The sequence below is a fragment of the Pontibacterium granulatum genome (genome assembly GCF_029961155.1).
GTDB classification, from domain to species: domain Bacteria; phylum Pseudomonadota; class Gammaproteobacteria; order Pseudomonadales; family Balneatricaceae; genus Pontibacterium; species Pontibacterium granulatum.
On record NZ_JASBRH010000004.1, the window covers coordinates 73,441 to 100,025 of the forward strand.

General features: G+C 54.5%; 22 protein-coding genes. 8 read left to right on the top strand and 14 right to left on the bottom strand.

The window, feature by feature from the left end:
• The first annotated feature begins 108 nt into the window (after positions 1-108).
• Together QKW35_RS05035 and QKW35_RS05040 are read left to right on the top strand one after the other, a co-directional pair.
• Entirely contained in the window at positions 109-1,731 is a 1,623-nt protein-coding gene (locus QKW35_RS05035) for a GGDEF domain-containing protein (RefSeq protein ID WP_282351202.1), read from the top strand.
• A gap of 138 nt (positions 1,732-1,869) precedes the next feature.
• Positions 1,870-4,917: an EAL domain-containing protein gene (locus tag QKW35_RS05040; protein WP_282351205.1), complete on the top strand. Its 3,048-nt coding sequence runs from the start codon at positions 1,870-1,872 to the stop codon at positions 4,915-4,917.
• A 378-nt stretch (positions 4,918-5,295) separates the two neighbouring features.
• On the opposite strand, the gene QKW35_RS05045 is transcribed toward QKW35_RS05040, so the two are convergent.
• The 6 genes from QKW35_RS05045 to QKW35_RS05070 all read right to left on the bottom strand — a co-directional run bounded on the left by QKW35_RS05045 (position 5,296) and on the right by QKW35_RS05070 (position 12,721).
• The gene (locus QKW35_RS05045; protein WP_282351208.1) at positions 5,296-5,997 is read right to left on the bottom strand and encodes an ABC transporter ATP-binding protein; all 702 of its coding nucleotides are present in this window, start codon (positions 5,995-5,997) and stop codon (positions 5,296-5,298) included.
• Between the two features lies 1 nt (position 5,998).
• Positions 5,999-6,766 carry a high-affinity branched-chain amino acid ABC transporter ATP-binding protein LivG gene (livG, locus tag QKW35_RS05050; RefSeq protein ID WP_282351210.1) on the bottom strand — a complete coding sequence of 256 codons (768 nt, stop codon included), beginning with the start codon at positions 6,764-6,766 and terminating at the stop codon, positions 5,999-6,001.
• Positions 6,763-8,022, bottom strand: a complete 1,260-nt coding sequence (locus QKW35_RS05055) for a high-affinity branched-chain amino acid ABC transporter permease LivM (RefSeq protein WP_282351211.1) — start codon at positions 8,020-8,022, stop codon at positions 6,763-6,765. The genes livG and QKW35_RS05055 overlap by 4 nt, the downstream gene beginning before the upstream one ends.
• Complete coding sequence (gene livH, locus QKW35_RS05060; RefSeq protein WP_282351212.1) at positions 8,022-8,948, bottom strand: high-affinity branched-chain amino acid ABC transporter permease LivH; 927 nt, start codon at positions 8,946-8,948, stop codon at positions 8,022-8,024. Before livH ends, QKW35_RS05055 begins: the two co-directional genes overlap by 1 nt.
• 77 nt (positions 8,949-9,025) lie before the next feature.
• Positions 9,026-10,144 (bottom strand): branched-chain amino acid ABC transporter substrate-binding protein, encoded by a 1,119-nt coding sequence (locus QKW35_RS05065; protein ID WP_282351213.1) that lies wholly within the window; start codon positions 10,142-10,144, stop codon positions 9,026-9,028.
• A gap of 276 nt (positions 10,145-10,420) precedes the next feature.
• A complete protein-coding gene (locus tag QKW35_RS05070; RefSeq protein ID WP_282351214.1) occupies positions 10,421-12,721 on the bottom strand; it encodes a putative bifunctional diguanylate cyclase/phosphodiesterase in 2,301 nt (766 codons plus the stop codon).
• Between the two features lie 144 nt (positions 12,722-12,865).
• Here QKW35_RS05070 and QKW35_RS05075 point away from each other — a divergent pair, with 144 nt between their 5' ends.
• The gene (locus tag QKW35_RS05075; RefSeq protein ID WP_282351215.1) at positions 12,866-14,146 is read left to right on the top strand and encodes a methyltransferase; all 1,281 of its coding nucleotides are present in this window, start codon (positions 12,866-12,868) and stop codon (positions 14,144-14,146) included.
• A gap of 201 nt (positions 14,147-14,347) precedes the next feature.
• On the opposite strand, the gene QKW35_RS05080 is transcribed toward QKW35_RS05075, so the two are convergent.
• Positions 14,348-14,476, bottom strand: coding sequence for a hypothetical protein (locus tag QKW35_RS05080; protein ID WP_282351217.1), 129 nt, complete (start codon positions 14,474-14,476; stop codon positions 14,348-14,350).
• A 271-nt stretch (positions 14,477-14,747) separates the two neighbouring features.
• Here QKW35_RS05080 and QKW35_RS05085 point away from each other — a divergent pair, with 271 nt between their 5' ends.
• Positions 14,748-14,939 carry a hypothetical protein gene (locus QKW35_RS05085; protein WP_282351219.1) on the top strand — a complete coding sequence of 64 codons (192 nt, stop codon included), beginning with the start codon at positions 14,748-14,750 and terminating at the stop codon, positions 14,937-14,939.
• 421 nt (positions 14,940-15,360) lie between these two features.
• The gene (locus QKW35_RS05090; protein ID WP_282351220.1) at positions 15,361-15,618 is read left to right on the top strand and encodes a hypothetical protein; all 258 of its coding nucleotides are present in this window, start codon (positions 15,361-15,363) and stop codon (positions 15,616-15,618) included.
• Positions 15,619-15,911: 293 nt separating this feature from the next.
• Here QKW35_RS05090 and QKW35_RS05095 read toward each other — a convergent pair whose 3' ends face one another.
• Genes QKW35_RS05095 through QKW35_RS05110 form a run of 4 tightly spaced genes read right to left on the bottom strand, consistent with a single transcriptional unit; the run spans position 15,912 to position 18,626 of the window.
• A complete protein-coding gene (locus QKW35_RS05095; protein ID WP_282351221.1) occupies positions 15,912-16,379 on the bottom strand; it encodes an FKBP-type peptidyl-prolyl cis-trans isomerase in 468 nt (155 codons plus the stop codon).
• Positions 16,376-17,065, bottom strand: coding sequence for an alpha/beta hydrolase (locus QKW35_RS05100; RefSeq protein WP_282351222.1), 690 nt, complete (start codon positions 17,063-17,065; stop codon positions 16,376-16,378). The genes QKW35_RS05095 and QKW35_RS05100 overlap by 4 nt, the downstream gene beginning before the upstream one ends.
• Positions 17,062-17,703, bottom strand: a complete 642-nt coding sequence (pdxH, locus tag QKW35_RS05105) for a pyridoxamine 5'-phosphate oxidase (protein WP_282351223.1) — start codon at positions 17,701-17,703, stop codon at positions 17,062-17,064. Before pdxH ends, QKW35_RS05100 begins: the two co-directional genes overlap by 4 nt.
• Positions 17,704-17,735: 32 nt before the next feature.
• Complete coding sequence (locus tag QKW35_RS05110) at positions 17,736-18,626, bottom strand: fructosamine kinase family protein (RefSeq protein WP_345774479.1); 891 nt, start codon at positions 18,624-18,626, stop codon at positions 17,736-17,738.
• On the opposite strand from QKW35_RS05110, the gene QKW35_RS05115 reads away from it, so the two are divergent.
• Positions 18,627-19,310 (top strand): hypothetical protein, encoded by a 684-nt coding sequence (locus tag QKW35_RS05115; RefSeq protein WP_282351226.1) that lies wholly within the window; start codon positions 18,627-18,629, stop codon positions 19,308-19,310. It abuts the gene before it with no gap.
• A 68-nt stretch (positions 19,311-19,378) separates the two neighbouring features.
• Here QKW35_RS05115 and QKW35_RS05120 read toward each other — a convergent pair whose 3' ends face one another.
• Genes QKW35_RS05120 through QKW35_RS05130 form a run of 3 tightly spaced genes read right to left on the bottom strand, consistent with a single transcriptional unit; the run spans position 19,379 to position 21,921 of the window.
• Positions 19,379-20,032, bottom strand: coding sequence for a DUF2959 domain-containing protein (locus QKW35_RS05120; RefSeq protein ID WP_282351227.1), 654 nt, complete (start codon positions 20,030-20,032; stop codon positions 19,379-19,381).
• A complete protein-coding gene (locus tag QKW35_RS05125) occupies positions 20,032-21,042 on the bottom strand; it encodes a hypothetical protein (RefSeq protein ID WP_282351229.1) in 1,011 nt (336 codons plus the stop codon). Before QKW35_RS05125 ends, QKW35_RS05120 begins: the two co-directional genes overlap by 1 nt.
• 30 nt (positions 21,043-21,072) lie before the next feature.
• A complete protein-coding gene (locus tag QKW35_RS05130; RefSeq protein ID WP_282351230.1) occupies positions 21,073-21,921 on the bottom strand; it encodes an alpha/beta fold hydrolase in 849 nt (282 codons plus the stop codon).
• 202 nt (positions 21,922-22,123) lie between these two features.
• Here QKW35_RS05130 and QKW35_RS05135 point away from each other — a divergent pair, with 202 nt between their 5' ends.
• Positions 22,124-23,407, top strand: a complete 1,284-nt coding sequence (locus QKW35_RS05135; protein WP_282351232.1) for an efflux RND transporter periplasmic adaptor subunit — start codon at positions 22,124-22,126, stop codon at positions 23,405-23,407.
• Positions 23,404-26,550, top strand: coding sequence for an efflux RND transporter permease subunit (locus QKW35_RS05140; protein ID WP_282351235.1), 3,147 nt, complete (start codon positions 23,404-23,406; stop codon positions 26,548-26,550). Before QKW35_RS05135 ends, QKW35_RS05140 begins: the two co-directional genes overlap by 4 nt.
• The last annotated feature ends 35 nt before the right edge of the window (positions 26,551-26,585 follow it).

Here is a 26,585-nt window from a genome sequence, read left to right on the forward strand (position 1 = left end):
TTTCCTACGCTAAGCGCCTCGACTAAAGGTTTAGTTCAAACGGCCGTTATAATTTGGTCACTACACACTCCTGTCTGATTATCCTGAAAGCCAAGTGAAGGAAACACCGTGACTTCGGATCAAGAGAACTGGAAGCAAAAATACCGCGCCTTGAAGTCGGACTTTCAGGCCCAGGAAAAACTGCGCGATAAACAGGACAAAGCACGCGAAGAACAGCTGCAGGTTAGCCTGCAGATCACCCGCCAACTCGCACTTTGCCTGCAAGGCCTCGATATCCAGCTGGATAAAAACCTGGATAACCTGTTCTCTGCACTGAATGAAGAGCAGACCAGCACACTGAAAAAAGTCAGCAAGCAGCTGGATAAAACCCTGCGCAACAACCTCAACCGTAAAAACAAAACCGCAGAAGAGATTCTGCTGGCGGTGCGCCGCTGGATCAGCGAGCTCAAGGCACTGACCAACCACGAGCAGACCCTGAACTCACTAGAGGTTGCCCGAAACCTGAGTCAGGACGCAGTACACAACTATTACGATGTACCGTCGATCTTTGCCAATATCCTGCGCCTGCAGTCCGATATTCTGGACGACCTGCAAGAGATCAGCCTGCAGGCCAGTCCGTCGCAGATTCACGAAGACACCCAGCTGATTTTGCACCACATTGCCGGTGACCTGCTGGAACTGATCGACGGTTTGCACCTCTCAGGCGCAAACCGTCAGCACGCGGAAAAGCTGCTTCAGCAGCTGGAACAGGGCTTTACCCTCGACAACCTGCCCACGGTGATGCACAAAACCGTGCAACTGGTCAGCGAGTGCAGCCGCACGCTGAACGACGAATTTGAACATTACCTGCTGGATGTCAGCCGTCAGTTAGCGGATATGCAGGATGCGCTGATCCGCAGTCACCAAAGCCAGCAGCACTCCAGCACTACCCAGATGCAGCTTAACGACGAGATGCAGGCCGAAGTAAACAACATCAAGGCGGTGACCAAGCGTGCCGCCAGCCTGGGGCAGCTGAAGGAGATGGTGAGTTCTCAGGTCCATCGCATCCAGAGCGCCGTCGATGGTATTCGGGAAGCAGAACAAAGCCGCTTGAGAGAGGCGGAACAGCGCCATAAGCGCCTCGCCGACCAGCTCAAAACCGTCGAAGCCGAAGCGCAACAAACCATGGCCCGGGTGGAAGAGGAACGTTTACGCTCCCGGATTGATCCGCTCACCAAGCTGCCCAACCGCTTTGGCTACAGCGAACGCCTGGAGCAGGAACTGGAGAAACTGCACAAGTACGAGCGCCCGCTAGCCTTAGCCGTGTGCGATATCGACCATTTCAAACAGGTTAACGACACCTATGGCCACCTGGCCGGCGACAAGGCCCTGCGCTTGATGGCATCGGTCTTTATGGATAGCCTGCGTAATAGCGATTTCGTGGCCAGGTACGGCGGCGAGGAATTTGTTATCCTGATGCCGTCCACTCCCGGCGAAGAAGCCGCCCGTGTGCTGGATAAGCTGCGTTCGGCGATCGCGGCGAGCCCGTTTAATTTCAAAAGTGTTCCGGTACCGATCACAGTCTCGATGGGGGTGATCGAAGTGCGCCGGAATGAGTCGGCCGAGGAGCTGTTCTCCCGCGCAGACAACCTGCTGTATCAAGCAAAGAAACAAGGTCGTAACCGTTTGTGTGCAGACTTCAGACAGGATGAAGCACAAAGCACCAACCTGGAAAATAGTCTCTCTGACTAGACGTTAACCCTTACCCAGGGTGACTGACGTCAAGGAAGCCGGGCAATACCCTTGCACTGGCTCAAATGTGACATTAATAGTAACCACTTATTGAATGATCATTTCAACAAGGAACAAAAGCGAGGAGTTGTGCAATTGTTGTCCGTCGTAAAGCGCATTGCTTCCTCATTGTTAAATGTACTGCTTTGCCTTCTGCCTGCCTTTGCGCTCGCAAACACACCTGCAGCCATCCCGTTCACACCGGAAGAGCAACGCTTTATTCAGAACCATCCCGAAATTATCGTGGGTGGCGAGATGGACTGGCCACCGTTCGATTATGTCGAAAACGGCAAACACAACGGGATGGTCACTGACTACCTGAAGCTGATTGAGCAACGCACCGGCATCAAGTTTAACGTGGTTACCGGCCACACCTGGGCCGAACTAAAAGCGATGCTGGAGAACAAGCAGCTGGATATTTTGCCGATCCTGTCCTGGTCCAGGGACCGTGCCCGCAAATTTCACTTCACCCGATCTTATCTGCAGCTGCGCAGTTTTGCCTTTACCCGCAGCGACGTCCGCACCATCAAGAAGATCGAGGATCTATACGGTAAAACCGTGGCCATCCCCGCCGGTTACTCGATGATCAAGAAGCTGGGCAGAAAGCACCCGCAAATCCGCATCAAAGAGGTCTCAGACTTTGGTGAAGCCGTGGATGCGGTCATCACCAACCGTGCCGATGCGGTCATCAGTACAGCCCCCCTGATCAACTACTACCTGCTGAAGAACTCGCTATCAGGGTTATCAGCTGCTTTTCCAATGAAGATAGCCATTAACGACATGCATATGGCTACCCGCAAGGATATGCCGATCTTGCGTGATATCCTGCAGAAAGCCCTCGACAGCATTGAAGAACCTGCTCGCAATGCCATCGTCGCCAATTGGGCCGGGATGGATAGCCTGGCGGCCTTACAGGACACCTCGCTTGAATTCAGCGAACAGGAAAAAGCATACCTAAAAGAGAAACAACGGATACAGGTTTGCATCGACCCCAACTGGATGCCGTACGAGGGGCTGGTAGACGGCAAGCACAGCGGGATGTCGGCTGATTATCTGGCCTACTTCTCCGACAAGCTTGGTATGCGCTTCAGTCTGGTGCCAACCCGCTCCTGGAAGGAGTCCCTGCAATTTGCCGAGGCCCGCCGTTGTGACATCCTACCGATGATCAGCGACCGCCAGGAACGCCGCAGCTACCTCAGTTTTACCGCTGCCTATGTGGAACCGGTATTAGCCCTGGCCACCAAGGAAAGCGCCTGGTTTTACTCCGACTTCACCGAAATCAGCGGACAGCGCGTGGGGATCGTTAAGGGATACTCACCCGGAGAGCTGATTCGCCAAAACTATCCTGAGATCGAACTGGTTGAAGTCGACAACATTCAGCAGGGCCTGGAGATGGTGCATCAGGGCAAACTGCTGGGCCTGCTGGATAGCCTTCACAACCTCAGCTACCACATCCAACGTTACTATTACGGCGAACTGAAGATCAGCGGGAAGTTCGAATACAACTGGAACGTTTCGCTGGGTGTACGCAACGACGAACCGCTACTGGCATCGATATTTAAAAAGTTGATCGCCCACACCCCGGCGTCCGTGCACCAGCAGATCAGCAACAACTGGATCGCTGTACGCTACGAAGAGGCGGTAAGCTACGACCTGCTATGGAAAGCCTTATTCGCCTTTGCGCTCATACTTATGCTACTGGCCCTGCGTTTTCGCCAGATGGTACGCCATCGCAACGAGATCAGCCAAAAGAACAATGAGCTGGCACAGATCAACCTGCAACTGGAGAAGCAGACCGAAGCCGCCCGCCATATGGCGTTTCACGATCTGTTAACCGGGCTGCCCAACCGCTCTCAGTTGCTGGAAAACTTGGAACACGCCATCCAGCTGGCACAGAGCCAGGAAACCAAGCTGGCCCTGTTGTTCCTGGATCTGGATCGCTTTAAATACATCAACGACTCCCTCGGACACCATATCGGTGATGAGCTGCTGAAGGAAGTTGCCCTGCGGGTGAAATCCCGACTGCGCAGTTCCGATACGTTGGTACGCCTGGGTGGCGACGAGTTTGTCATCCTCCTGGAATCCCTGGAAGACAACAATACTCCCGCCAAGGTCGCCCAGAACATCATCGATACTCTGCAGGAACCGATGGATGTCGCAGGTTTCCACCTGAATATCAGCGCCAGTATCGGTGTTGCCTTCTATCCGGACGATGCAGAGAACATCCACAGTCTGATCAAAAACGCCGACAACGCGATGTATCAGGCCAAAGAGCTGGGCCGTAACCGCTTCCGCTACTACACCCGCGCGCTCTCTGAAGAGACAGAGAAACGCCTGAAAACCGAATCCGCCCTGCGTGAAGCATTACAGCGGGAGCAGTTCCACCTGGTATTCCAGCCCATTATCAACCTGCGTACCAAGGAAGTAAGCCACGCCGAAGCCCTGATCCGCTGGCAACATCCGGAACTTGGCTTTGTATCACCGGAATACTTTATCCCGATCGCCGAGGAGAATGGCCTGATCAACGAGATTGGTATCTGGGTGGTTCGTCAGGCGTGCAAGGCGTACAAACACTGGCAGGCCCAGGGCCTTATCCTGAAATCGGTGGCGATCAACATTTCCAGCGTCCAGTTTAAGAAAGGCAACCTGACCCGCAGGATCCAATCCATTCTGGCCGAAGAGGGCCTGGATGCCCGTTCGATCGAGATTGAGATCACCGAACGCTACTTGATGGATCAGACCGAACACAGCATCAAACACCTGGACGCTCTCAAGCATGCCGGGCACCTGATCTCGGTGGACGATTTTGGGGTGGGGTACTCTTCCATGAGTTACATGAAGCGACTGCCGCTGGACATCATCAAGATCGACCGCTCCTTTGTGAATGATATTGCTGAGGATGAGAACGACCGCCAGATCTGCCAGGCGATCATCAGTCTCTCCCACAACCTGGGTTACCGAGTCATTGCTGAAGGTGTAGAGAATGAAGCACAGCTGGCGTTCCTGTTGAACAGCGACTGTGACTTTGCCCAGGGCTACTTCTTCAGCAAACCGGTCAGTGAAGACGCGTTTATTGACGTGACCACTGAACTGAACGAACGCCTGCGCTTTCAGTCGCAGCAAGCACAGCCCCTGGAGCTGAACTAACTCACTGCTTCAGCTTGCTAAACAGGCATAAAAAAGTTCATCGTTGATTACCGGGGAAAGCTACCTTTCTCCTCGTTCACGAGCTCTGCGTGAGAATGCGTACAGTTTTTGTTATTGGCTATACCTGATAGGAATTTGTAGGGCAGCGTCGTCGTCATCGTAGGTGATCACGCTGCCGGCAGCTTAAAGAGGGTGTTGTAAAATGTAACGAGCGTAGCTGAGACAAGGCAAAAAGCTGCGAAAACGCACTTTAGGACGGGATAGACTGTAGGGCAGCTTTCAAGCTGCCCTACAGGATCCAGTGTGAACCACCTCACCAAACTCCAAGCATAAAAAAACCGCCCGAAGGCGGTTTTTTTATGCAGCAAACCGAGGGAATTACCCCCCCAGGTACGCTTTCTGCACGTCTTCGTTGGTCAGCAGGTCCTGGCCGGAACCTTCCAGCACTACGTGACCATGCTCCAGTACGTAACCACGGTCTGCGATACGCAGCGCCTGGTTAGCGTTCTGCTCTACCAGGAAGATCGTCACACCTTCATCGCGCAGCTTCTGGATGATCTCGAAGATCTGCTGAATGATGATTGGCGCCAGACCCAAGGATGGTTCGTCCAGTAGAATCATGCGCGGACGGGACATCATCGCACGCCCGATCGCCAGCATCTGCTGCTCACCACCGGACATGGTGCCGGCACGCTGGGAGAAACGTTCACGCAGGCGCGGGAACAGTTCCAACACATGCTCCATGGTTTCGGCGGCTTCCGCTTTGGTACGGAAGTACCCACCCATGGCGAGGTTTTCCTCTACGGTCATACCACTGAAGACACGACGGCCTTCCGGTACGATCGCCAGACCTTTCTGCATGATGCTGGCTGTCTGCAGATTACTGATCTCTTCGCCGTCGAACTGCACGGAACCGGTAGTCGCCTGCGGATCACCACAGATGGTCATCATCAGGGTGGTTTTACCCGCACCGTTAGCGCCGATCAGGGTGACGATTTCACCCTGCTTCACTTCGATGGAAACGTCGTGCAGCGCCTGAATCGGCCCATAGTGGGTATTCACATTTTCAATGCGCAGCATCTTATTCCTCCCCGAGATACGCTTTGATTACGTCCGGATTGTTCTTCACTTCATCCGGCGTACCGTTAGCCAGTGGTGCGCCCTGCGCGATCACGTAGATGTGGTCGGAGATACCCATAACCAGCTTCATATCGTGTTCGATCAGCAGCACGGAGATCTCGTGCTCGTCACGCAGACGTACGATCAGCTCATCCAGCTCTTTGGTCTCGTTTGGATTCAGACCTGCCGCCGGTTCGTCCAGCAATAGAAGCTGCGGTTGCGTCACCATGCAGCGCGCTATTTCCAGGCGACGCTGCTGACCGTAAGCCAGGTTCCCGGCTTCGCGGTTCGCGTATTGCAACAGATCCATCTCTTTCAGCCAGTAGGCCGCACGGTCCATCGCTTCCTGCTCCAAACGGCGGTAGGAGGACGTTTTCAGCAGACCGGAGATAAGATCGGTTTTCAGGTGACGGTGTTGTGCCACCAGCATGTTTTCAATCACGGTCATTTTGGAGAACAGACGCACGTGCTGGAAGGTACGCACCAGCCCTTTGCGGGAGATCTGGTAGTCCTTCATGCCGGCAACCTGTTCACCGCTGAACACTACACTGCCGTCGGATGGAATATAGAATCCGGACAGGCAGTTGAAGACCGTGGTTTTACCGGCACCGTTTGGTCCGATAATGGATACAACCTGGCGGTGTTTCACCGCCAGATCAACGTGATCGACTGCGACCAGACCACCGAAGCGCATGGTCAGGCCGTTCACATCCAGCAATAACTGACTCATGATTTCAACTCCAGGTGAGGTCGTTTCATCGGTACAAGACCTTCAGGGCGCCAACGCATCATTACAACCATCAGCAGACCGAACAGCAGCATGCGGTATTCCGCAAACTCACGCGCCAGTTCCGGCAGGATCGTCATAACGATTGCCGCCAGAATGACACCGATCTGCGAGCCCATACCACCCAGTACCACGATGGCCAGAATGATTGCCGATTCGATAAAGATGAACGACTCAGGACTGATAAAGCCCTGACGTGCGGCGAAGAAAGAGCCTGCAAATCCTGCAGTGGACGCACCAAGGGTGAATGCGGACAGCTTGATCGTTGTACGGTTCAGACCCAGAGAGCGGCATGCGATCTCGTCTTCACGCAGCGCTTCCCACGCACGACCAATCGGCATGCGCATCAGGCGGTTGATCAGGTAGATCACGAAGATCACCAGCAGAACCGCGATCAGGTACAGGAAGATCACCTTGTAGGAGCTGGAGTAGGAGATGCCCATGAAGTCGTGGAACGTCTGTGCACCTTCCTCTTTAGCACGGCGGGTGAATTCCAGACCAAACAGGGTTGGTTTAGGAATACCGGAGATACCACTCGGGCCGTTGGTCAACTCAGTCCAGTTGTTCAACAGGATTCGAATGATCTCACCAAAGCCCAGAGTCACAATCGCCAGGTAGTCGCCACGCAGTCGCAGTACCGGGAAGCCCAACAGGAAACCAAACAGCGCAGCGAGGCCCGCAGAGATCGGCAGACACATCCAGAACGACAGCCCGAAGTACATGGACAACAACGCGTAGGTGTAGGCGCCCACGGCGTAGAACGCCACGAAGCCCAGATCCAGCAGACCCGCCAAACCCACTACGATGTTCAGACCCAGGCCCAGCATGATGTAGATCAGCGTGAGGGTCGCCAGGTCAACCGCACCACGGGACACCATGAACGGCCAGACCAGCATGCCAACGATCAACGCCGCCAAAAGCCACGGTTTCAGAGCCGCACGCTTCTTCTCTTCCGGCAGCAAACCGCCCAGCTTAGGCTTTGGCAGCTTACCGAAGAACGCATCGATCTGGTTGGAGAACAGCTGGGACAGGAACACCAGACCAATACCCAAACCGATCCAGGTCCATTGTTCGGCAGTTGCACCGGTTACCGCCAGCTCAGTGCCTTCGGTATCCAGCTTCACACCGATCATCAGGCACGCCAGTACAAAGGTGATACCGGCAGCAAACAGCGCGCTTAGAAATTTACTATTCTGCATCAGACTTTCTCCACCTCCGGTTTACCCAGCAGACCGGATGGGCGGAACAACAGGATCAGCACCAGCAGGCCGAAGGATACAACGTCTTTGTATTCGGACGGGAAGTAGGCAGAAGTCAGTGCTTCAGTGACACCCAGAACAAGGCCACCCAGCACGGCGCCAGGAATGGAACCGATGCCACCCAAAACTGCGGCGGTGAACGCTTTCAAGCCGGCAATAAAGCCAACAAATGGGTTAACCACACCGTAGTAGAGCCCCAGCAACAGACCTGCAACGGCGGCCAGAGCAGCACCGATGATAAAGGTCAGCGCGATGGTACGGTTGGTATCGATACCAAGCAGGTTTGTCATCCCCAGGTCTTCCGAGCAGGCACGACAAGCACGGCCCATACGGGAACGGGAGATAAACAGCGTCAGGGCGGTCATAGTGACAAAGGTCGCGCCCCAGATCAGCGCCTGCATGTAAGAGAAGGACACTTCAAATACGGCAGGATCGCCAAATGTCCAGCCACCGGTAATCTGTGGCGGCAGTGCCACATCACGGGAACCCTGTGCCAGAACAACGTAGTTCTGCAGGAAGATGGACATACCGATCGCAGAGATCAGCGGGATCAGACGGTTGCTGCCACGCAGTGGACGGTACGCAACACGCTCTACGGTCCAGCCATAAGTACTGGCAATAAAAACAGCCACAACCAACGCGATGATCAGTATGATCGGCAGGCTTACCATGCCCATGCCTAGCAGACCTGCAATTACGATAAAGGTAACGTAAGAGCCGATCATGTAAATTTCGCCGTGCGCGAAATTGATCATACCGATGATGCCATAAACCATCGTGTAGCCGATGGCGATCAGCGCGTATGTGGACCCGATAGTCAGCCCGTTAATGAGCTGCTGAATGAGGTACAGGAGAGTTTCGGTCATAAGTGTAGGACCCGAATAGCAGAACACCTCGATACCGGATCACGGTATCAAGGTGTTCTTTGGTTCAGGGATGCTGCTTACTTAACGGGAGATTTAGAGCCGTCTTTGTGCAGAGAGTAAACCTGGAAGGTAGATTCGGTCAGGTCGCCTTTCTTGTCGTAGGAAACTTTACCGATTGCAGTGTCCAGTGGATTCGCGCGGATGTGGTCAGCCATCGCTTCCGGATCAGTACCGCCGGTTTTTTCGATAGCGCTTTTCATCAGCTCAACTGCAGCGTAAGCGGTGAATACGAAAGGACCGGTTGGGTCTTCGCCGTTCGCTTTGATCGCTTCTACACGCGCCTGGTTCACAGGGTTCTGATCGAAGCTCTTCGGTGCTGTCGCCAGTACACCTTCTGCTGCTTCACCGGCGATTTTCGCCAGGTCGCTGTTTACGATACCTTCTGGGCCCATGAACTGAGCATCGAAGCCTTTCTCACGGGACTGACGCAGAATCAAACCCAGCTCTGGGTGGTAACCACCGTAGTAAACGAAGTCTACGTTCTCTTTCTTCAGCTTAGCGATCAGCGCAGAGAAGTCTTTGTCGCCTGCAGTTACACCTTCGAACATCACAGGCTGCATGCCTTCACCTTCCAGCACATTACGGACAGTCGTCGCCAGACCTTCACCGTACTGCTGCTTGTCATGGATGATTGCGATGCGCTCTGGCTGAGCCTTGTCGATGATGTAGCTTGCTGCCAGAGTACCCTGCAGGCTGTCCAGACCGATGGTACGGAAAACCAGCTGGTAACCTTTTTCGGTGATGCTTGGAGAAGTGGATGCTGCAGTGATCATCAGCACGCCTTCTTCTTCGTAGATGTCGGAAGCAGGTTCAGTGGAGCTGGAGCACAGGTGACCAACTACATGCTGAATACCGTCGTTTACGATTTTGTTTGCTACTGCAACAGCCTGTTTAGGGTCGCAGGCGTCATCGTAGATAACACCTTCAAGCTTCATGCCGTTGATACCACCAGCAGCGTTGATATCTTTGATCGCTGCCATTACGCCGATCTTCTGCATATCACCGTACTGTGCTACCGGACCAGTCGCCGGGCCAGCCAGGCCAATTTTAAGTGTGTCAGCCTGAGCTGCGCTTACAGCGCCAGCCAGTGCGATTGCAGAACTCAGAGTGAGAAGCTTTTTAGTAAAGCGTTTCATGGTGAGTAACCCCATTTATCTTTTTTGTCAGAGCACTCCAGATCTTGTGAATCTGGTCGCTTTTTAATTTTTATACCCCGCTACAATAGCGTTCTCTTGGCTCCAAAACAATCCACAAGTTTCATTTAAGAAAACTCGAATAAACACAGGTCAATTTTCGCGCAATTACGAAAAAGCACAGCCTGTTTAGTTTTTGATCAGAAACGATTTTTTCAAATGTGCACGAAGAAATAAAAACAAGGGGTTACGCTATGTAGCCCCTATTTTTAGGGGGTATTAATAAACAGAGGAAACATCTTCCACTGATGCGGCCAAACGCTCGGGATCAGTCGCCAGTGTTTCGATCGGACGGGGCTTGGAGATGCCATAACCTTGCGCATAGTCCACGCCAACCTGTTTTAATAGGTCGGCAATGGCCTGGTTTTCGACAAACTCGGCGATGGTTCTTTTACCCATCAGATGACCAATATCGTTGATACTGCGCACCATTGCCAAGTCCACCTGGTCATCCAATATATCTTTTACAAAAATCCCATCGATTTTCACATAATCAACCGGCAGGGTTTTCAGATAACCAAACGACGACAGCCCGCTGCCAAAATCATCCAACGAAAAACTGCAGCCGATATCATTCATCGCCTCGATAAACTGCACCGCATTGGCAAGGTTGGAGATCGCCGCGGTTTCCGTAATTTCGAATCCCAACTTTTTCGGATCAACCCCATAACTAGCCAGGGTCTTGCGTACATACTGCAGTAGTTCATCGTCGGCGATCGACAAACCGGAAAGGTTAATCGACAGTTTGAGATTTCTGTCGCTATTGCCCGCCAAAAATTCACATACCTGACGAATCACCCAGCGATCCAGTTTCGGCGATAAACCAAAGCGTTCGGCAGGCGGCAGGAAGGCCCCCGGCGGCACAATTGCCCCCTTTTCATCACGGTAACGGATCAACACCTCGTAATGGCAGGTCTGCTGATCCTGCAAGCCGGCGATCTCCTGCACGTATAAACAGAAGCGGTTTCCGTTGATTCCTTCATGGATACGTCCAACCCACATCGCCTCGTCCTGGCGGCGCTGGGATGTAGCGTTGTTCTGATGCAGGTAGATTCGGTTACGCCCCAACTCCTTCGCCAGGTAACAGGAGGTATCCGCGAATGTCATCAGTTCCGCCGTTTCCGGTGATTGTCCGTCTATATTAACCACGCCGATACTTACGGTAACCCGGAAGATGTTCTCACCCCAGCCGAAAACACTCTCCTCCACCGCACTGCGCAAGTCTTCCGCGATACGTGCGGCGTCCAGAGCAGTACAATGTTCCAGCAAGACGGCAAACTCGTCTCCCCCCAGTCGGGACACCACATCACCCTGCCGTACCCGGGACTGGATCAGCGCACCGATCTGACGCAACAGCTGATCCCCGGCCATATGGCCGCAACTGTCGTTTACCACTTTGAACTGATCGATATCGAGGAAAAAGACCGCATGCTGGATATTGTCCTGACGCGCCTTACGTAACAGCTGTGCCAACCGCTGCTCAAATTCATAGCGGTTGATCAGGCCGGTCAGCATGCAATGGCGTGCCTGGTGGTCAAGCTGTTCAGTGAGCAGGTGCGAACTGGTCACGTCCTCCTGAGTACAGAGGTATTGGGTAATTTTGCCGGTTTCATCCTTTAGCGGGGAGATCACCATCATCGCCCAATAGAGTTCGCCACTCTTACGCCGGTTCTGCATTTTCCCGCGCCATTCACCACCGGTGGTAACACGCTCCCAGAGCTGGCCGTAAAACTCTTCCGGATGTTTACCTGAACGCAACATACGCGGGGTGTTGCCCAACGCTTCATCCGCCGAGAAACCGGTAACGTGGGTAAAACGTGGATTGACGTAAGTGATCCGCGCCTGGTCATCCGTGATCATGACAACACTGGCACACTGCTCCACCGCAACCGAAAACTGAGTTAATTCCTTCTGCGAGCGGAGGAGTTCGGTGATATCACGGGTGACCGCCAGATGCGCCGTGACCCGACCGTCTTCATCCAGCATCGGCACAGCGTGAGTCTCGACACGTTTACGACCGCCCTTCAGACCAATAACATCATATTCCATGATGCCTGACTTCCCGCAAAACACCTGCTCATTGAACGCAATGTAAGCAGCTCGATCTTCTTCGGCGATCAGGTCGTAGACGCACGCATGACGTACCTGTTCGATAGAGTCCGCTTCAATGATGTCCAACCCGGCGAGGTTCATATCCAGCAAGGCACCATCGGCAGCCACGGTTTTTACACACTCAGGCTCGGAATCGATGACGCGCTGAATCATCTCCCGCTGTTCACGCAACTCAGCATGTTGCTGGCCGTAACGCATAAATACCAGGCGCAACAGTACCGTCCCAAGAAAAATCAGGAGGGAAAGGAAGGATCTGAAATAGAGCTCTTTCGTGGATGGCTCTACCAGCTGCCCGTATACGGTCCCCTCCCCCAGCAGAAACACATCTACCAGCGGATCGAGCAACCAGATCAGCAATATGGAGATACCCGCGATCAGAAACAGACGCGAGCGAACAAATTCACTCATCAATATATCGGATGAGCGTTGGAAAAATCGTTGCAACAGAAACTACCTAAAAGACCCCTTCACATCTCGTCCGTGAGCCCAATCAGTTTACTGCCTTTGAACTGGAGCGTAATTATGCCATATAGCATAAAAAAGTCATTTTTAATGACGATGAGATATTTCCCCCGTTTCCAGTTTCGCAGTGACACCCACTCAAGCCAGCGTGGCGATGTGGTAAACTCGCGCCTCTCACCAAAACCCAGCACTATCCACCATAATCAACGGTACCAAACGACGATGGAGATCCTGTCCGTCCCTCAGGGCGAATTCAAGTTGAGCCGCTTTCCCCGCCGCAAGCAAGAAACACTGCGCGCCTGGGATGCCGCCGACGAATACCTGCTGCAGCAGATCGATGACGAAAAGCTGCTTGCTCCCGATACTCGCATCTTGATCATTAATGATCAGTTTGGTGCCCTGTCCACCGCATTGAGCGGATACCAAACCACCATGGTCTCCGACTCCTGGCTGGCGCACGCCGGTACCCAAGCCAACCTGAAGGACAACGCCTGCACTGATACAGACATAAACATTCTCGATAGCTTGTCGATCCCGGACGGTGTATACGATCTGGTACTGATCAAAGTACCCAAAAGCCTGGCGATGCTGGAGGATCAGCTCTACCGGTTACGTCCCCATCTGCAGGCAAGCAGCCGTGTCATTGCCGGCGGTATGGTGAAAGCGATCCACACCTCCACCCTGAAGCTATTCGAGACACTGCTCGGCGAGACTAAAACGTCTCTCGCCCGCAAAAAAGCGCGCCTGATTTTCCCGCAGTTGGATGCCAATCTGGAGATCGGTGAATCCCCCTACCCCAGCAGCTATATTCTCGAAAACAGCGAGCACCGCATCTATAACCATGCGGGTGTGTTTTCCCGTGACAGCCTGGATATCGGAACCCGTTTCCTGCTGGCCAATCTACCCAGCGATGAGCGTTTCCAAAACATCGTCGACCTGGGTTGCGGCAACGGTGTTGTCGGACTTATAGCAGCCGAAAAAAATCCGGCGGCCAAACTGACCTTTGTTGACGAATCCTTTATGGCCGTCGCCAGCGCCAAATTGAATTTCGAAACTGCCTTTGGCAAAACCCGTTCAGCCACTTTCAAGGCGACGGACTGTCTGCAGGGCATTCAGCGCAACAGCGCCGATCTGATTATCAACAATCCACCATTCCACCAGCAAAACGTCGTGGGCACCCATATCGCCAACCAGATGTTCCGCGAATCTAAAGCGGTTTTACGGCAGGGTGGCGAGTTATGGGTGATTGGCAACCGTCACCTGGGTTACCACATCGCCCTGAACAAACTGTTCGGCAACTGTGAAACCGTGGCCAGCAACAACAAGTTCGTCATCCTGCGTGCGGTGAAATCAAGCACGCCTGCTGTATAGAAAACGTCGAATCACAGCCTAATATCTGCTAACCACAAATCCCATATGCAAAAAACCGGAATCTGTAGGATCAGATACCGGCTTTTGCTTCCGTCCAGTGCCTTTCCCCAAAAGAAAAAGGCCGCTTCATGCGACCTTTTCCTGAACTTTCCGGCAGGGGGAAAACAGACCGGAAAGCGTCTATCCAAGACGAGAAGTTAATTACTTCTGGTCTTCGTTCATCAGGTTGCGAACTTTGAAGAACGCCCAAACCATAACTGCGGACATACCCGCAATCATCAGCAGGCTTGGAACCAGAACTTCAACGCTATAAGAATCGATACCAAACATGTCGTCACCCTCTCAAACAATGTTTTTCTTAATCTAAAAATCTGGCTTCAGGGTACATCGCTACACATTAGCGAAAATTGATATAGCTCAAAAAATACACGCCACACTAATCCCGTCCCGGACAAACATAGACTCAGATCAATAATTTGATCCCCCGATATCACCCAGCATGAATTTCCCCCATCCGCGCACCACAAATTAGTGATTGTCCAGCAACCTGCTAAGCTTGAGGAAGACCGTCTCTTTCCCACTTGAACAGAGGAGAGTGGTGATGCCGAGCTTGCTGAAAATCTGGACGCCCGAAGAAATCGCCAAAATGAACGAAGAGAGTTTTCTGATGGAGTTGCTGGACACAGTCAAATTCACACCGGAACTCAGTGACAGTGACGAAACCGTCAGCCTGTTGAAGCGTAAGCTTGAAGCGATAGAAGAACACATCCAGCACCGGCTCGATTCCAAGTAGCGGGCCTCCTTCCTACCCGCTCACCAACGGGGGCGCGCTGCGTCCCCGTTCTCTTTCCACGCCTTTCTCTACGATTTTCAATCAGTTAGATACCGCTTCAGCCTCAATGTGTGCGCAACTCGCGCAAGATCCCCATAAGAAACATCAAAATAAGCTTTTGACTCTACTTTTTTTAACAATACGCATAAAAAAAACCTCATATATTCCAAAAAGAACTAAAAACACAGAAACAAAAGCCTTTTAAAATCAATTACTTACAATCCACAAAAACGCCCCTGGAAATTCTTTCACCTCTCCTAAAAACACAATAAAAATCAATAACTTAAAAGAGACCAAAAGCACCTTTTATTTTGTGATTTATCTATATTGGATATATAATAATCATATATAAATAACAACATCTCAATAAAGGTTTAAGAAGATGCAAGAACGTGAAATAAAACTACTGTTCAAGGCAGGTGTTTTTGATTCTTGCCAGGCGATTCCAATTTCAATGGCCCGTGGCTGGACGTTGAAATTCATCACCAAACAGAACGAGGTCATTACCCTCGAACTGCAACGTTCGAAGGATGAACGGGAGTTCAAAAGCCTGGATGGGGCCGCGGCGGTTGCCCGTCGAATAGGCTTTGAATGGCTCAATGTTCAGATCGGAGATCTGAAATGGCGCGAGAAAGTGTGAGGGAGTCGTCTCGTATCTGCCTGACCCGTGACGTCTGCCACGCAGCAGGCATGCGCTCGCCCAACCGCAAGACAAGACGCCGGGCGTGTCTACCGGGCTCTGCGTAACCGGACACGTAGTAGGTTTTGCAGTGTGATCGCCAATGGCCCAAAAACCGGTCAGGCTTCGGCAGCGGAAGGGTCAGCAGAAGGAACGAGGGAGTATCGGAAAGGCCGATCGTCACCATACGTGACAATCGGCGGCAGGTAGCGTAAAGATCTACCGGTGCATGCGGATAGATAACGAGGGGAACATCAGTCCAGGTTTACGCGGCCTGCGCTCAGCTCTTCCTCGGTGGCATCACGCACGTCGATCACCTCCACATCAAAGGTCAGTGCTTTGCCTGCGTACGGATGATTGCCATCCACGGCAACGTCTTCGTCGTTGAACTCAACAACGGTCACCAGTTGCAGTTCGCCGTCTTCATCTTCGACCTGGCAGTGCATGCCCACTTTCAGCTCCATGCCCTGGAACGCGGAACGGTCCACAATGCTGACCAGTTCTTCATCACGCTCGCCGTAGCCCTCAGATGGCATGACGGTCACCGTAAACTTATCCCCAGCCTCGTGCCCTTCCAGCGCCTTCTCCAGACCCGGCACGATGTTTTGGTGGCCGTGCAGGTAAGGTAAGGGATCACCACCACGGGAGCCATCCAGCACTTTTTTCTTGCGATCGATCAGCGCGTAGTGAAACGACGCAACTTTGTCCTGGGTGATTTTCATGCAATAGACTCCTTATGTTCCAAAATCTGTGTAATCCAGTGACCTAACTCATTCAGCTCTTCAGGCGAGACCTCATGGGCGATCGGGTAGTTATGCCATTCCGGCTCATACCCCATTTTTTCCAACTCCAGCACCGCCTGCTCACCCAGCGAATGCGGCACTACGTCGTCCATCACACCGTGCGCCAGCCAGATCGGCAGGCGATCGTTCACCGCCATCTTCTCGCGCTTGATACGCTCAGCTGTCGCGATATAGGTGGACAACACAATCAAACCACCCAATCGCTGTGGATAACAGAGCGCAGCATGGTAGGCCACCGCGCCGCCCTGGGAGAATCCAGCCAGAATGATCCGCTCAGGTTTGATGCCCTGATCGATCTGCTGTTGGATCAACGCATTAACCTGCGCTACCGACTCAAGCAGGCTGACCTCATCGATCTTCCGCTCGATATCGATCGAAAGGATGTCGTACCAGGCAGGCATCGGCCAGCCATTATTGATGGTGACAGGCCGCACCGGCGCATGGGGGAAAACGAAACGTACCCGGTCAGAAGCCGGCAGGTTCAGAAACGGTACCGCCTGTTCAAAGTCGTGTCCGCTGGCGCCCAATCCGTGCAACCAGATTACGGCTGCATCGGCGTCAGCATTGGGCTCAACGACGACGGCGGGAAGCTGTGTATCTGTCATGGCTGCAACCGTTCGATGATCCACTGATCGTTTTCCAGGCGGTAGATAAAGCGGTCGTGCAGACGGTTCTCACGCCCCTGCCAGAATTCAAAACGCGTTGGCTTGAGGATATACCCCCCCCATTCTTCCGGGTACGGAATATCACCGTCAGGGTGGCAGTCCTGCAGCGACTGCACGCGTGCTTCCAGTGTTTCTCGGCTGTCCACAACGGCACTCTGACAGGATGCAGCGGCGCTCAGACGGCTGCCCACAGGACGCTCGTTGAAGTACTTTTTACCCTGCTCAATCGGTAACTTTTCCACAGTCCCCTGAACACGCACCTGACGCTCCAGGCCGTACCAATAGAACATCAGCTCAGCCTGTGGATTCTCCGCCAGCTCCTGGCCTTTGCGGCTGCGGTAATCGGTGTACCAGGCAAAACCCTCTTCACCAAAGTGCTTTAGCAATACGATACGTGCAGATGGCATGCCGTCTTTACTGGCCGTTGCCAGCGTCATGGAGGTGGAATCATCTGGCGATACCTCTGTGGCCTTTTCCATCCACAGGGCAAACTGTTCTACCGGGTTATCCTGAAGGTCTTCGCGGCCCAGCGGCTGGGCGATGTATTCACGACGCAGCGCGGTGTAATCGTTACTCATGGTCTGTCTCTTTATCACTGCAGTTGATCCGGCTATGCATAACGCCGGAGGATCGAGTCTACCTCTTGTAGGTAACTACGACCGAATAGGGAGAGATGGTTCAGTAAATGCCAGAGATTGTAAAGCGCTATCCGTTCCCGCCAGTCGGGCAGCAGCGGATAGTTACTCTCATAGGCGCTATAAAAGGCCTGATCAAAACCGCCAAACAGGCAGGTCATCGCCAGCTCCGCTTCCGGCCAGCCCTGATAGACGGCCGGGTCGATCAGCACCGGCAACCCATCGGGGCCGGTATGCACGTTACCCGACCATAGGTCACCGTGCAGCAAGGCTGGCGCCTGCCCTGGGATCAACTCGGGTAACCGCTCGCATATGCGCTCAACCCGATCCATTTGTCGTCTGGACAACAGCCCTTTATCCCCACAGATACGTGCCAGATAACGCAGACGGCGTTCAGCAAAGAATTGATAACCGTCAGCACTCATCCCATTGGGTTGCCGCGTTGCGCCACACCAGCTGTCTCGTTCAAAGCCAAATCCCTCCACCGGGCAGCAGTGCTGCCGGGCTAAGCCTTCTCCCAGCACCGTCGAGAATGACTTCTGGCGTGCAGCGGGCGGCAGATATTCCAGCAACAGACTCTGTTCCGACACCCATATCACCTGCGGTGTAGGCACTCCCTCTGTAGCAGCTAACGCCTCCAGACCTGCGGCCTCAGCGACGAACTGTCCGGGCTCGGCCCTTTCCTGCTGTTTGAGGAAATAACGTTGCCCATCACTGAGCCGAAGACAAAAACATTGAGCTATACAGCCCCCACTGAGCGCATCAGCAGCTAAAATGTGAAGAGACTGGGACGCTAACCACTCTTGTAAGGCGTTGTCGGATAACATAAAAAGGAACCTAAGCAACAGATGGATCTCAACCCGCATATGCGATTTGTATTACTGATCATTGTGGCGCTTTTTGTATCGGGATGCAGTCCCGAGAATGTGCGCAGCTTTGATATTCGCAATCTGGCTAAATCCGATATCGATATGGTGGCAGATACTCACCGTAAAGAGCTGGAGAAACAGATTCGCAAGCTGACCATCAAGCTCTACAAACGCAACCCGCGCGAACTGGCTAAAACCCCACGCATGACCATCGACCTGCGCGTACAACAAATTCTGGCGCCGCCCCCCGCCGAAGGCTATCCCGAGTTGGAGGGGCGTAGCGGCGCAAATGCGATGAGTTTGGCCCTTTCCGAGAGCTACCAAGGGGATCGGGTGTTTGCCCTGATGGCGGGTGTACATTCGATGATTGATGCGTCGTTCAACTACAAACGCGAATTTTTCCTGCTGGACGAACTGGATCAACAGAAGCTGTATAACAGCGCCCGCAACCTGGAAACTGTGGCCTGGAACCTGAACAACCGCAAAGACCAGCACGGGCAACCGTTGCTGCTGGCCAACGGCTACACCAGGGAAGGAGTTCCCAACCTAAGCTTCGAGCGCACGCTGGGTAAAATGATTGCGTTGCAGGATATGCTGGCGATGATTATTGCGGATACGACAAACCGTACCATTAAGAATGTGGTACATAAGGCCGCATCACTGACGTTCCTGCCGATTTAGATGCCGGACACAAAAAAGGGCGTAGCTGACAGCTACGCCCTTTGACTATCTACCGTTCGTACCGGCTATCAGGCCTGGTTATCCATCGACTTGATAAAGCTGTCGGATTCCTTGATCGCACGCTGCATATCACGCATCAGTAGCTCGATGTCCTGCTGCATGCCGCGGAATTCACCTTTCAACGCACCAATCGCACGGGCGTTCAGATTGTGCTTCAGGTATAGGACGTTGTCCTGCAGGGTCGCCAGTACCGGTTCCATGCGCTTCTCAGCACGCTTCAGGCTACGCAGCAGTTCGCTGTAACGCTGACGGGTTTCACGCAGTTTACGCGCACTCTGGTTACGCAGGTCACGGCTTTTGTATTTGCCCAGTTCTTCATTCCACTCTTCGAACAGGTCTTCAGCTACGGTTTCCACCTTTTCGATGCGGTTACGTACATCATCGGCCGCGTCTACACTGTCGTCATACTCGGCCTGCAGACTGTTGTACATCTTGTCCAGGTCACCACCATCAAACTGCACCACGGAGCGGAACTGCTCCAGTGCATCTTTAAACTGCTCCTGTGCATCGGTTTGCGAGTCCCGCACATCCGCTACGCGGTCTACCAGAATATCGCGTTTGTGAACGCCAACCTGCTCCATGGCGGAGTAGTATGCAGTCTGGCAACCGGTCAGCAGGACCAGCAGGCCTGCTCCCAGCAGGGCTCGAAATGTCAGTTTCATCAGTGTTCTTCCGTTTTTTCCAGCGGTTTGTTGATCTGGATATCGTAGATCTTGTGGTTGTCGTTCAGCAGCATGGTCACGTCCGCACGCGCCGGCATCTCCTCCAGCATGTGTCGGGTCAGGCGCTCGTAGTGCTGTATAAAGCGCTTGATCTGGCCTTCATCCATAATACGCAGATGGTCGGTCGGCTGCTGAGTATCGTAGATATATTTGACCCGCTCGGCCAGTTTCTTCTCCTGCAATGAGCGCCATTCAAACACAGCGTCCATGCTTGGTACCTTGAGCATCAACAGCACATCCAACATGCTAAACAGACGCTCGTACTCGGCGTTCAGCTGCTGATTCACGTACCGGCGCCAGGCGCCATCCGGGTCTTCCAACTGCTCCAGCTCGTTGATCGGATCGATCAGCATTGCCTCATCCTGGGGCGTTGCACCCACACACCAACCTTCTAATACGATGACGTCGGCCGGGCCATACCACTCCTGCCAGACGTCTGCTGAACAGCGGTCATCGATCGATTTGTCGAACACCGGGATCTTGGTCACCGAACTTTCGTGCCCTTTGCGGAGGGATTCCAGTATCTCGATCCCAAGCTGAACATCGTGGGTACCCGGCACCCCCCGGGTGGCCAAAAGCGGATGCACCTCTTCGCCCAGTTGCTCCCGTTCAACACGGGTACGGTAAAGATCATCGATGGAGAAGCCCACCACACGCAGGTTGAACCCTTCGCTCAAGATCACTTCCAGCAGGTTGAACAGGGTCGATTTACCGGCACCTTGTGCGCCGTTAATGCCCACCACCAGCGGCCCCGGTTGCAGCTGCTTACGTCGTGCCAACCAGGCACCCAGCGGTACGTAGATGGATTCAAACATCTCTACCAGGCCGATATCCACTTTCAGCGATTCCAGCGTTGAGGCAAATGCCTTCTCAACAGCCTCCACGGCAAAACGACGCTCTTTGTGACTGAGACACAATTGCTCGTGTGGCCATTGGGTCAATAAACTCATCGATACCTCTACTACTCGTTATTATTATCTTTAACGCTGGTGACGGCGCAGCCAGTCCTGCACCCAGTGGATCTGTTCCGGTTCCATCAGTGACGGCGCGTGTCCGATACCGGGCAGCGTCAATAGCTCCATCTCAGGTCGGTGGGCCTGCATCTGCTGAACCGTGTCGGCAGAGAGGATATCGGAATCTTCTCCCCAGATCAGTGCCTGATGACAGGTGACGGCCTGCCAGATTGGCCACAGATGTATGTCTTCGCCTGCATTGGCCGCGGTCGCGGCGGCAATCGCCGGATCATAATGCAGCGCCAGTTGACCGTCTTCCAGCTCCCGCACCCCGTGCTTAGCCAGATGCGCCCACTGGCGGTCGTCAATATTCTTTAACGCGGTGTAGTTGATACGCATAAAGCGCTCGACATCGTCCAGGGAGGCAAACCGCTTGTCGCCCAGGTATCCACTGATCCGTTGCAGCGCTTCGCTGGGGATAAAGGTACCGACATCATTAATCAGCAGGCTGCGGATCGGTGACTGCGGCATCGCCGCCAGGCACATCCCAATAATGCCGCCCATGGACGTACCGAGCCAGTCCACCTGTTCCACACCCAGACGGGCCAGCAGTGCCGTCATATCGTTCAGATACTGGGAAATGCCGTACTCAACACCGGCGGGTAACCAGTCGGAGCTGCCACGTCCAACCACATCGGGGCAGATCACCCGGTAATCGCGGGCCAACACTTTGGCCAGGTCGTCAAAGTCACGCCCGTTGCGTGCCAGACCATGTACACAGACCAGCACCCGATCGTTGTCAGAGCTTCCCCACTGACGATACACCATGCGATGAAAACCCTGCCCATTCAGGCAGAGCACAGAATCCGTATGCATTTGATGCCTCCCTTCGCTTCGCGGTGAACCCCGCAAACGCAGAATGTGGATGAACCGGCGTCGACCACCGTTCGTAAGGCTAAAGTATCACGCAGTTAAGAATTGTAAAGTTAGCTGGTTAGCACATAGATATTCGCTAATATAAGGTGCGCGCAATACCATAACACCCACGATCACGGGCAAGCAGGGATATACTTAGTTTATGACGCAGGCACTCCAGACAGGACGACAGCGTACGCGTTCGTCCATTTTATTGAAGATTGTTATTCCGTTGCTGTTCATCGCAGCTGCAGCAGCGTTCGGTAAGTACATGCTTTCCACCAAACCCCAGGCACCGTCCCGTCCGGTAGAAGAGAAAGTCTGGGCAGTGAGTGTGGTGGAAGCCAAACTGGAGGCCCACCAGCCTGAACTGGAATTGTACGGCAAGGTGGAAACACCGCGTATGAGCACACTCTCGGCAGCCGTAACAGCCTACGTAAGCGACGTACCCACCGACGCGGGGCGTACCTTCGCAGCCGGCGAAGTATTGCTGCAACTGGACGACCGCGACATTCGCCTGCTGGTCGCGCAGCGTGAAGCCGACCTGCGTAACGCCGAAGCCCAACTGGCCGCAGAGAACGTACGCCATAATGCAGACCTGAAAGCCCTGAAGATCGAGAAGAACCTGCTCGCCCTGAGTCAGCAGAGCGTCGCCCGTATCGAAAACCTCAACAAACGCAACCTGGCCAGCCAGGAACAGCTCGATACGGCCCGTCGCAGCGCGCAGCAACAAGCCCTGTCTCTCAACACGCGCCAGCAGGCGATCAACGACCACCCCAACCGCCAGAAGCAAATCAACGCCAGTATCACCCGCACTAAAGCCCTCTACGATGCCGCCCTGCTGGACCTGGAGCGTACCCGCATCAGCGCCGGATTTGACGGCCGTATCGCCCAGCTGAGCGTGGCACCGGGTGACCGTGTTCGCAGCGGTGATGTGCTGTTGACCGTATACGGCCTCGACCGCCTGGAAGTAAGGGCCCAGGTACCATCGCGTATCTTGCCGGTGATTCGCGAGGCGCTGGCCAGCAAAGGCAACATCAGCGCCACCAGCCACCTGGACGGTCAGCTGTTGCCATTGCAACTGGATCGCCTGGCGGGTGAGGTCAACAGCGGTCGCGCCGGTGTGGATGCTTTCTTCCGTATTGAAGCCGCCCGCGAGCAGCTGCCAGAGCCGGGACGCTCCATTTCCATCGACCTGAAACTGCCAGTGCAGGAAAACGTGGTCACCCTGCCACCACAGGCTCTGTATGGCACCGACCGCGTATACCGCGTTAAGGAAAGCCGCCTGGAAGCCGTCAGTGTTGAGCGGGTGGGTGATATCACCCTCGATAACGGCAAGACCCAGATTCTGGTGCGCAGTGACGATCTGCACGCGGGTGACCGTATCATCACCACCCAACTGCCAAATGCGATCTCCGGTCTGAAAGTGCGTGAGGCGGGCCAATGAGAAACTATCAGGGACCACTCCAGAACCTGACGGCAGTATTCGCCTCCCACCGCGTGGCGGCCAACCTGCTGATGGTACTGATGATTCTGGCCGGTGCCTGGGGGATCAAAAAGCTCAACACCCAGTTCTTCCCCAACTTCGAGCTGGACGTGATCACCATCCAGGTAACCTGGAGTGGTGCCGCGGCCGAGGATATTGAGCGCTCGATTATTCTGCCAATTGAGGAGGAGCTGAAATCCCTGCCCGATATCGATACCTACTTCTCCACCGCCAACCAGGGGATCGCCTCGATCCGACTGGAAGTAAAGGAGGATTCGGACAGCGACTTCGTGCTGGACGAGGTGAAACAGAAGATTGACAGCATCGAGCAGGATCTTCCCGGTGATGCAGACCGACCTCTGGTGCAAAAGATCATCCGTTACGAAAACGTAGCCAGCCTGCTGGTCACCGGCAGCGACGTGCGATTGGATGAACTGCGCCCGTTGGTGCGCGATTTTGAGCGCCAGTTGCTCCGCATAGGCCTTAGCAAGATCGAATTTACCGGCCTGCCCGATCAGGAGATCGCGATCCAGATCCCACCAGGCCAGCTGCACGAACTGGATATGACCCTGAACGATGTGGCCAGCAGCATCCAGCAACGCAGTATCGATCTGCCTGCCGGTACCGCCGCCAAGGGAGACGGCTCCCGTCAGATCCGCAGCCTCAGCCAGCAGCGTGATGTGGAAGGCTTCCGTCAGCTACCGCTGTTTACCGATACCAGCGGCCGTACCGTCCGTCTGGGTGACGTCGCCGAGATCGACCTGCGCCCGAAAGACAAACAGATCGAGCTGTTCTATCAGGGCTCACCGGCGGTGATGGTACGCGTACGCCGTACGGAAAACGAAGACACCCTGAAAACCGCAGCAACCCTGAATGACTGGCTGGAACGCACCCGTCCAACACTGCCGCCCAATGTGACAATCATCACCTTTGACGAGCGCTGGCAGCCGGTGAAGGAACGTATCCATCTGCTGCTGAAAAACGGCCTGGGTGGGTTGGTGCTGGTGATCGGTATTCTGTTCCTGTTCCTCAACGCCCGTGTGGCCGGTTGGGTAACGGTGGGGATTCCCGTCTCCTTCCTTGCCACCCTGGCAGTACTGAACCTGATCGGTGGATCAATCAACATGATCAGCCTGTTTGGCCTGATCATGGCGCTGGGAATTATCGTCGATGATGCCATCGTGGTGGGCGAGGACACCCTGACCCACCTCAAGATGGGCGAACCCGGTCTGCAGGCGGCCATTGGCGGCGCCCACCGCATGCTGGCACCGGTGATGGCCTCTTCCATGACCACCGTGGCCGCATTCCTACCTCTGCTGCTGCTGGAAGGCCGTATCGGCAATATCCTGATCGACATCCCCACGGTGGTGATCTGTGTAATCATCGCCTCGTTGGTGGAATGTTTCCTGATCCTGCCAGGCCACCTGCACCACAGCCTGCACAAAGCCTCCGACCTGCACCCCTCCAAGTTGCGTCTGAGGCTGGATGCAGGCTTCGAGCACTTCCGCGACCGGTTATTCCGTCCGATTGTGACCTGGGCACTGGAGTTCCGCTGGGCCACCATCGTTGGCGCCTTTGCGGTGTTTGCCATTGCCATCACCCTGATCATGGGCGGCCGCATCAAGTTCAACTTCTTCCCGGCGGTTGAGCGCGAAAGCATCACCGCCAATGTCCAGTTTGCCGCGGGGACCGACCGCAACCGGGTATCGGCTTTCCTCAACCATCTGGACGACACCTTGTGGGACACCAACGCCGCACTGGGCGAAGATATCGTCAAAGTGGCCTTTACCCAGGAACGCCAGGCTGACTTCAGCCGCACCAGCGTGAATTCGTTCAAAGGCGATGAGTTTGGTGCCCTGAAGATCGAGGTGTTCTCAGCCGACAGCCGCGAAACCACCAACCGCGAACTGATCGCCGCATGGCGTCAGCGTATCCAGCTGCCACCGGGCATCGAGAAGTTCTCCATCGACCAGTCCCGCTCCGGGCCTTCGGGCAAGCCGATCGAGGTCAAACTCACCGGCCCCCACATGGATAACCTGAAGGCCGCATCGCTGGAACTGCAGGACGTACTGAAGAGCTACACCGGCCTCTCCAACGTGGATGATGACCTGCCGTTTGGTAAATCCCAGCTGATCTACACGCTGACACCTGCCGGTAAAGCCGCGGGCCTTACCCTGCAGTCAGTAGGCCGTCAGTTGCGTGCCTCCTTCGACGGCATCGAAGTGCAGAGCTTCTACACCGGCCAGGAAGAGGTGGAGGTTCGCGTGGTACTGCCTGACGCCCAGCGGGATCGCCTGCGTGCCGTCGAGCAGCTGCCGATCATCCTGCCGAACGGTGGTACTACGCTGCTGGCCAACGTTGTACAGTTCAGCCCGAAACAGGGACTGGATACACTGCAGCGTGTCGATGGCCAACTGGCGATCAATGTGACCGCAGACCTGGATGAAGCCGCAGCCAACGCCAACGAGATTATCGCCTCGCTGAAGACCAATGAGCTGGACGGCATCACCAGCCAGTACGGGGTACAAGCCACCTTTGAAGGCGCCAATAAACGCCAGCGCCGGACCATGGCAGATATGCAGATGGGCGTGTTTCTGGCCCTCACGCTGATCTTTATCATCCTCGCCTGGGTGTTCGCCTCCTACACCTGGCCGATAGCGATCATGCTGGCGATCCCACTGGGTCTAACCGGCGCGATTCTGGGCCACGGCCTGCTGGGAATCGACCTCACCATACTGTCGCTGTTCGGGTTCTTTGGTCTGTCCGGGATCGTGATCAACGACTCGATCGTGTTGATCACCTTCTACAAGAAGCTGCGTAGCGACGGTATGGAAGTGCGCGAAGCGGTCGTTGAAGCCGCCTGCCAACGCCTGCGTGCAGTCCTGCTGACCTCGCTCACTACCATCGCGGGCCTGACACCCATCCTGTTCGAGACCTCACTGCAGGCGCAGTTCCTGATTCCGATGGCGGTTTCCATCGTCTTTGGACTGGCCTACGGCACCGTGCTGATTCTGCTGTTTGTACCGTCCATGCTGACCGTGATTGAAGATGTACGCGGTTTCTTTGGCCGTCGCCACAAATCACCGGTGGAAGTTCAGCTGTAACCCTATCTCCGGTCGGCCAGGCGATACTCGCCGGT

What these genes read in the sequence shown, in the direction of transcription:
- QKW35_RS05045 (WP_282351208.1), bottom strand. Translation starts at nt 5,997, where the DNA reads ATGCTGCGCATTGAAAATGTGAATACCCACTATGGGCCGATTCAGGCG.
- livG (WP_282351210.1), bottom strand. Translation starts at nt 6,766, where the DNA reads ATGAGTCAGTTATTGCTGGATGTGAACGGCCTGACCATGCGCTTCGGT.
- QKW35_RS05055 (WP_282351211.1), bottom strand. Translation starts at nt 8,022, where the DNA reads ATGCAGAATAGTAAATTTCTAAGCGCGCTGTTTGCTGCCGGTATCACC.
- livH (WP_282351212.1), bottom strand. Translation starts at nt 8,948, where the DNA reads ATGACCGAAACTCTCCTGTACCTCATTCAGCAGCTCATTAACGGGCTG.
- QKW35_RS05065 (WP_282351213.1), bottom strand. Translation starts at nt 10,144, where the DNA reads ATGAAACGCTTTACTAAAAAGCTTCTCACTCTGAGTTCTGCAATCGCA.
- QKW35_RS05070 (WP_282351214.1), bottom strand. Translation starts at nt 12,721, where the DNA reads ATGAGTGAATTTGTTCGCTCGCGTCTGTTTCTGATCGCGGGTATCTCC.
- QKW35_RS05075 (WP_282351215.1), top strand. Translation starts at nt 12,866, where the DNA reads ATGACGATGAGATATTTCCCCCGTTTCCAGTTTCGCAGTGACACCCAC.
- QKW35_RS05080 (WP_282351217.1), bottom strand. Translation starts at nt 14,476, where the DNA reads ATGTTTGGTATCGATTCTTATAGCGTTGAAGTTCTGGTTCCAAGCCTG.
- QKW35_RS05085 (WP_282351219.1), top strand. Translation starts at nt 14,748, where the DNA reads ATGCCGAGCTTGCTGAAAATCTGGACGCCCGAAGAAATCGCCAAAATG.
- QKW35_RS05090 (WP_282351220.1), top strand. Translation starts at nt 15,361, where the DNA reads ATGCAAGAACGTGAAATAAAACTACTGTTCAAGGCAGGTGTTTTTGAT.
- QKW35_RS05095 (WP_282351221.1), bottom strand. Translation starts at nt 16,379, where the DNA reads ATGAAAATCACCCAGGACAAAGTTGCGTCGTTTCACTACGCGCTGATC.
- QKW35_RS05100 (WP_282351222.1), bottom strand. Translation starts at nt 17,065, where the DNA reads ATGACAGATACACAGCTTCCCGCCGTCGTCGTTGAGCCCAATGCTGAC.
- pdxH (WP_282351223.1), bottom strand. Translation starts at nt 17,703, where the DNA reads ATGAGTAACGATTACACCGCGCTGCGTCGTGAATACATCGCCCAGCCG.
- QKW35_RS05110 (WP_345774479.1), bottom strand. Translation starts at nt 18,626, where the DNA reads ATGCGGGTTGAGATCCATCTGTTGCTTAGGTTCCTTTTTATGTTATCC.
- QKW35_RS05115 (WP_282351226.1), top strand. Translation starts at nt 18,627, where the DNA reads ATGCGATTTGTATTACTGATCATTGTGGCGCTTTTTGTATCGGGATGC.
- QKW35_RS05120 (WP_282351227.1), bottom strand. Translation starts at nt 20,032, where the DNA reads ATGAAACTGACATTTCGAGCCCTGCTGGGAGCAGGCCTGCTGGTCCTG.
- QKW35_RS05125 (WP_282351229.1), bottom strand. Translation starts at nt 21,042, where the DNA reads ATGAGTTTATTGACCCAATGGCCACACGAGCAATTGTGTCTCAGTCAC.
- QKW35_RS05130 (WP_282351230.1), bottom strand. Translation starts at nt 21,921, where the DNA reads ATGCATACGGATTCTGTGCTCTGCCTGAATGGGCAGGGTTTTCATCGC.
- QKW35_RS05135 (WP_282351232.1), top strand. Translation starts at nt 22,124, where the DNA reads ATGACGCAGGCACTCCAGACAGGACGACAGCGTACGCGTTCGTCCATT.
- QKW35_RS05140 (WP_282351235.1), top strand. Translation starts at nt 23,404, where the DNA reads ATGAGAAACTATCAGGGACCACTCCAGAACCTGACGGCAGTATTCGCC.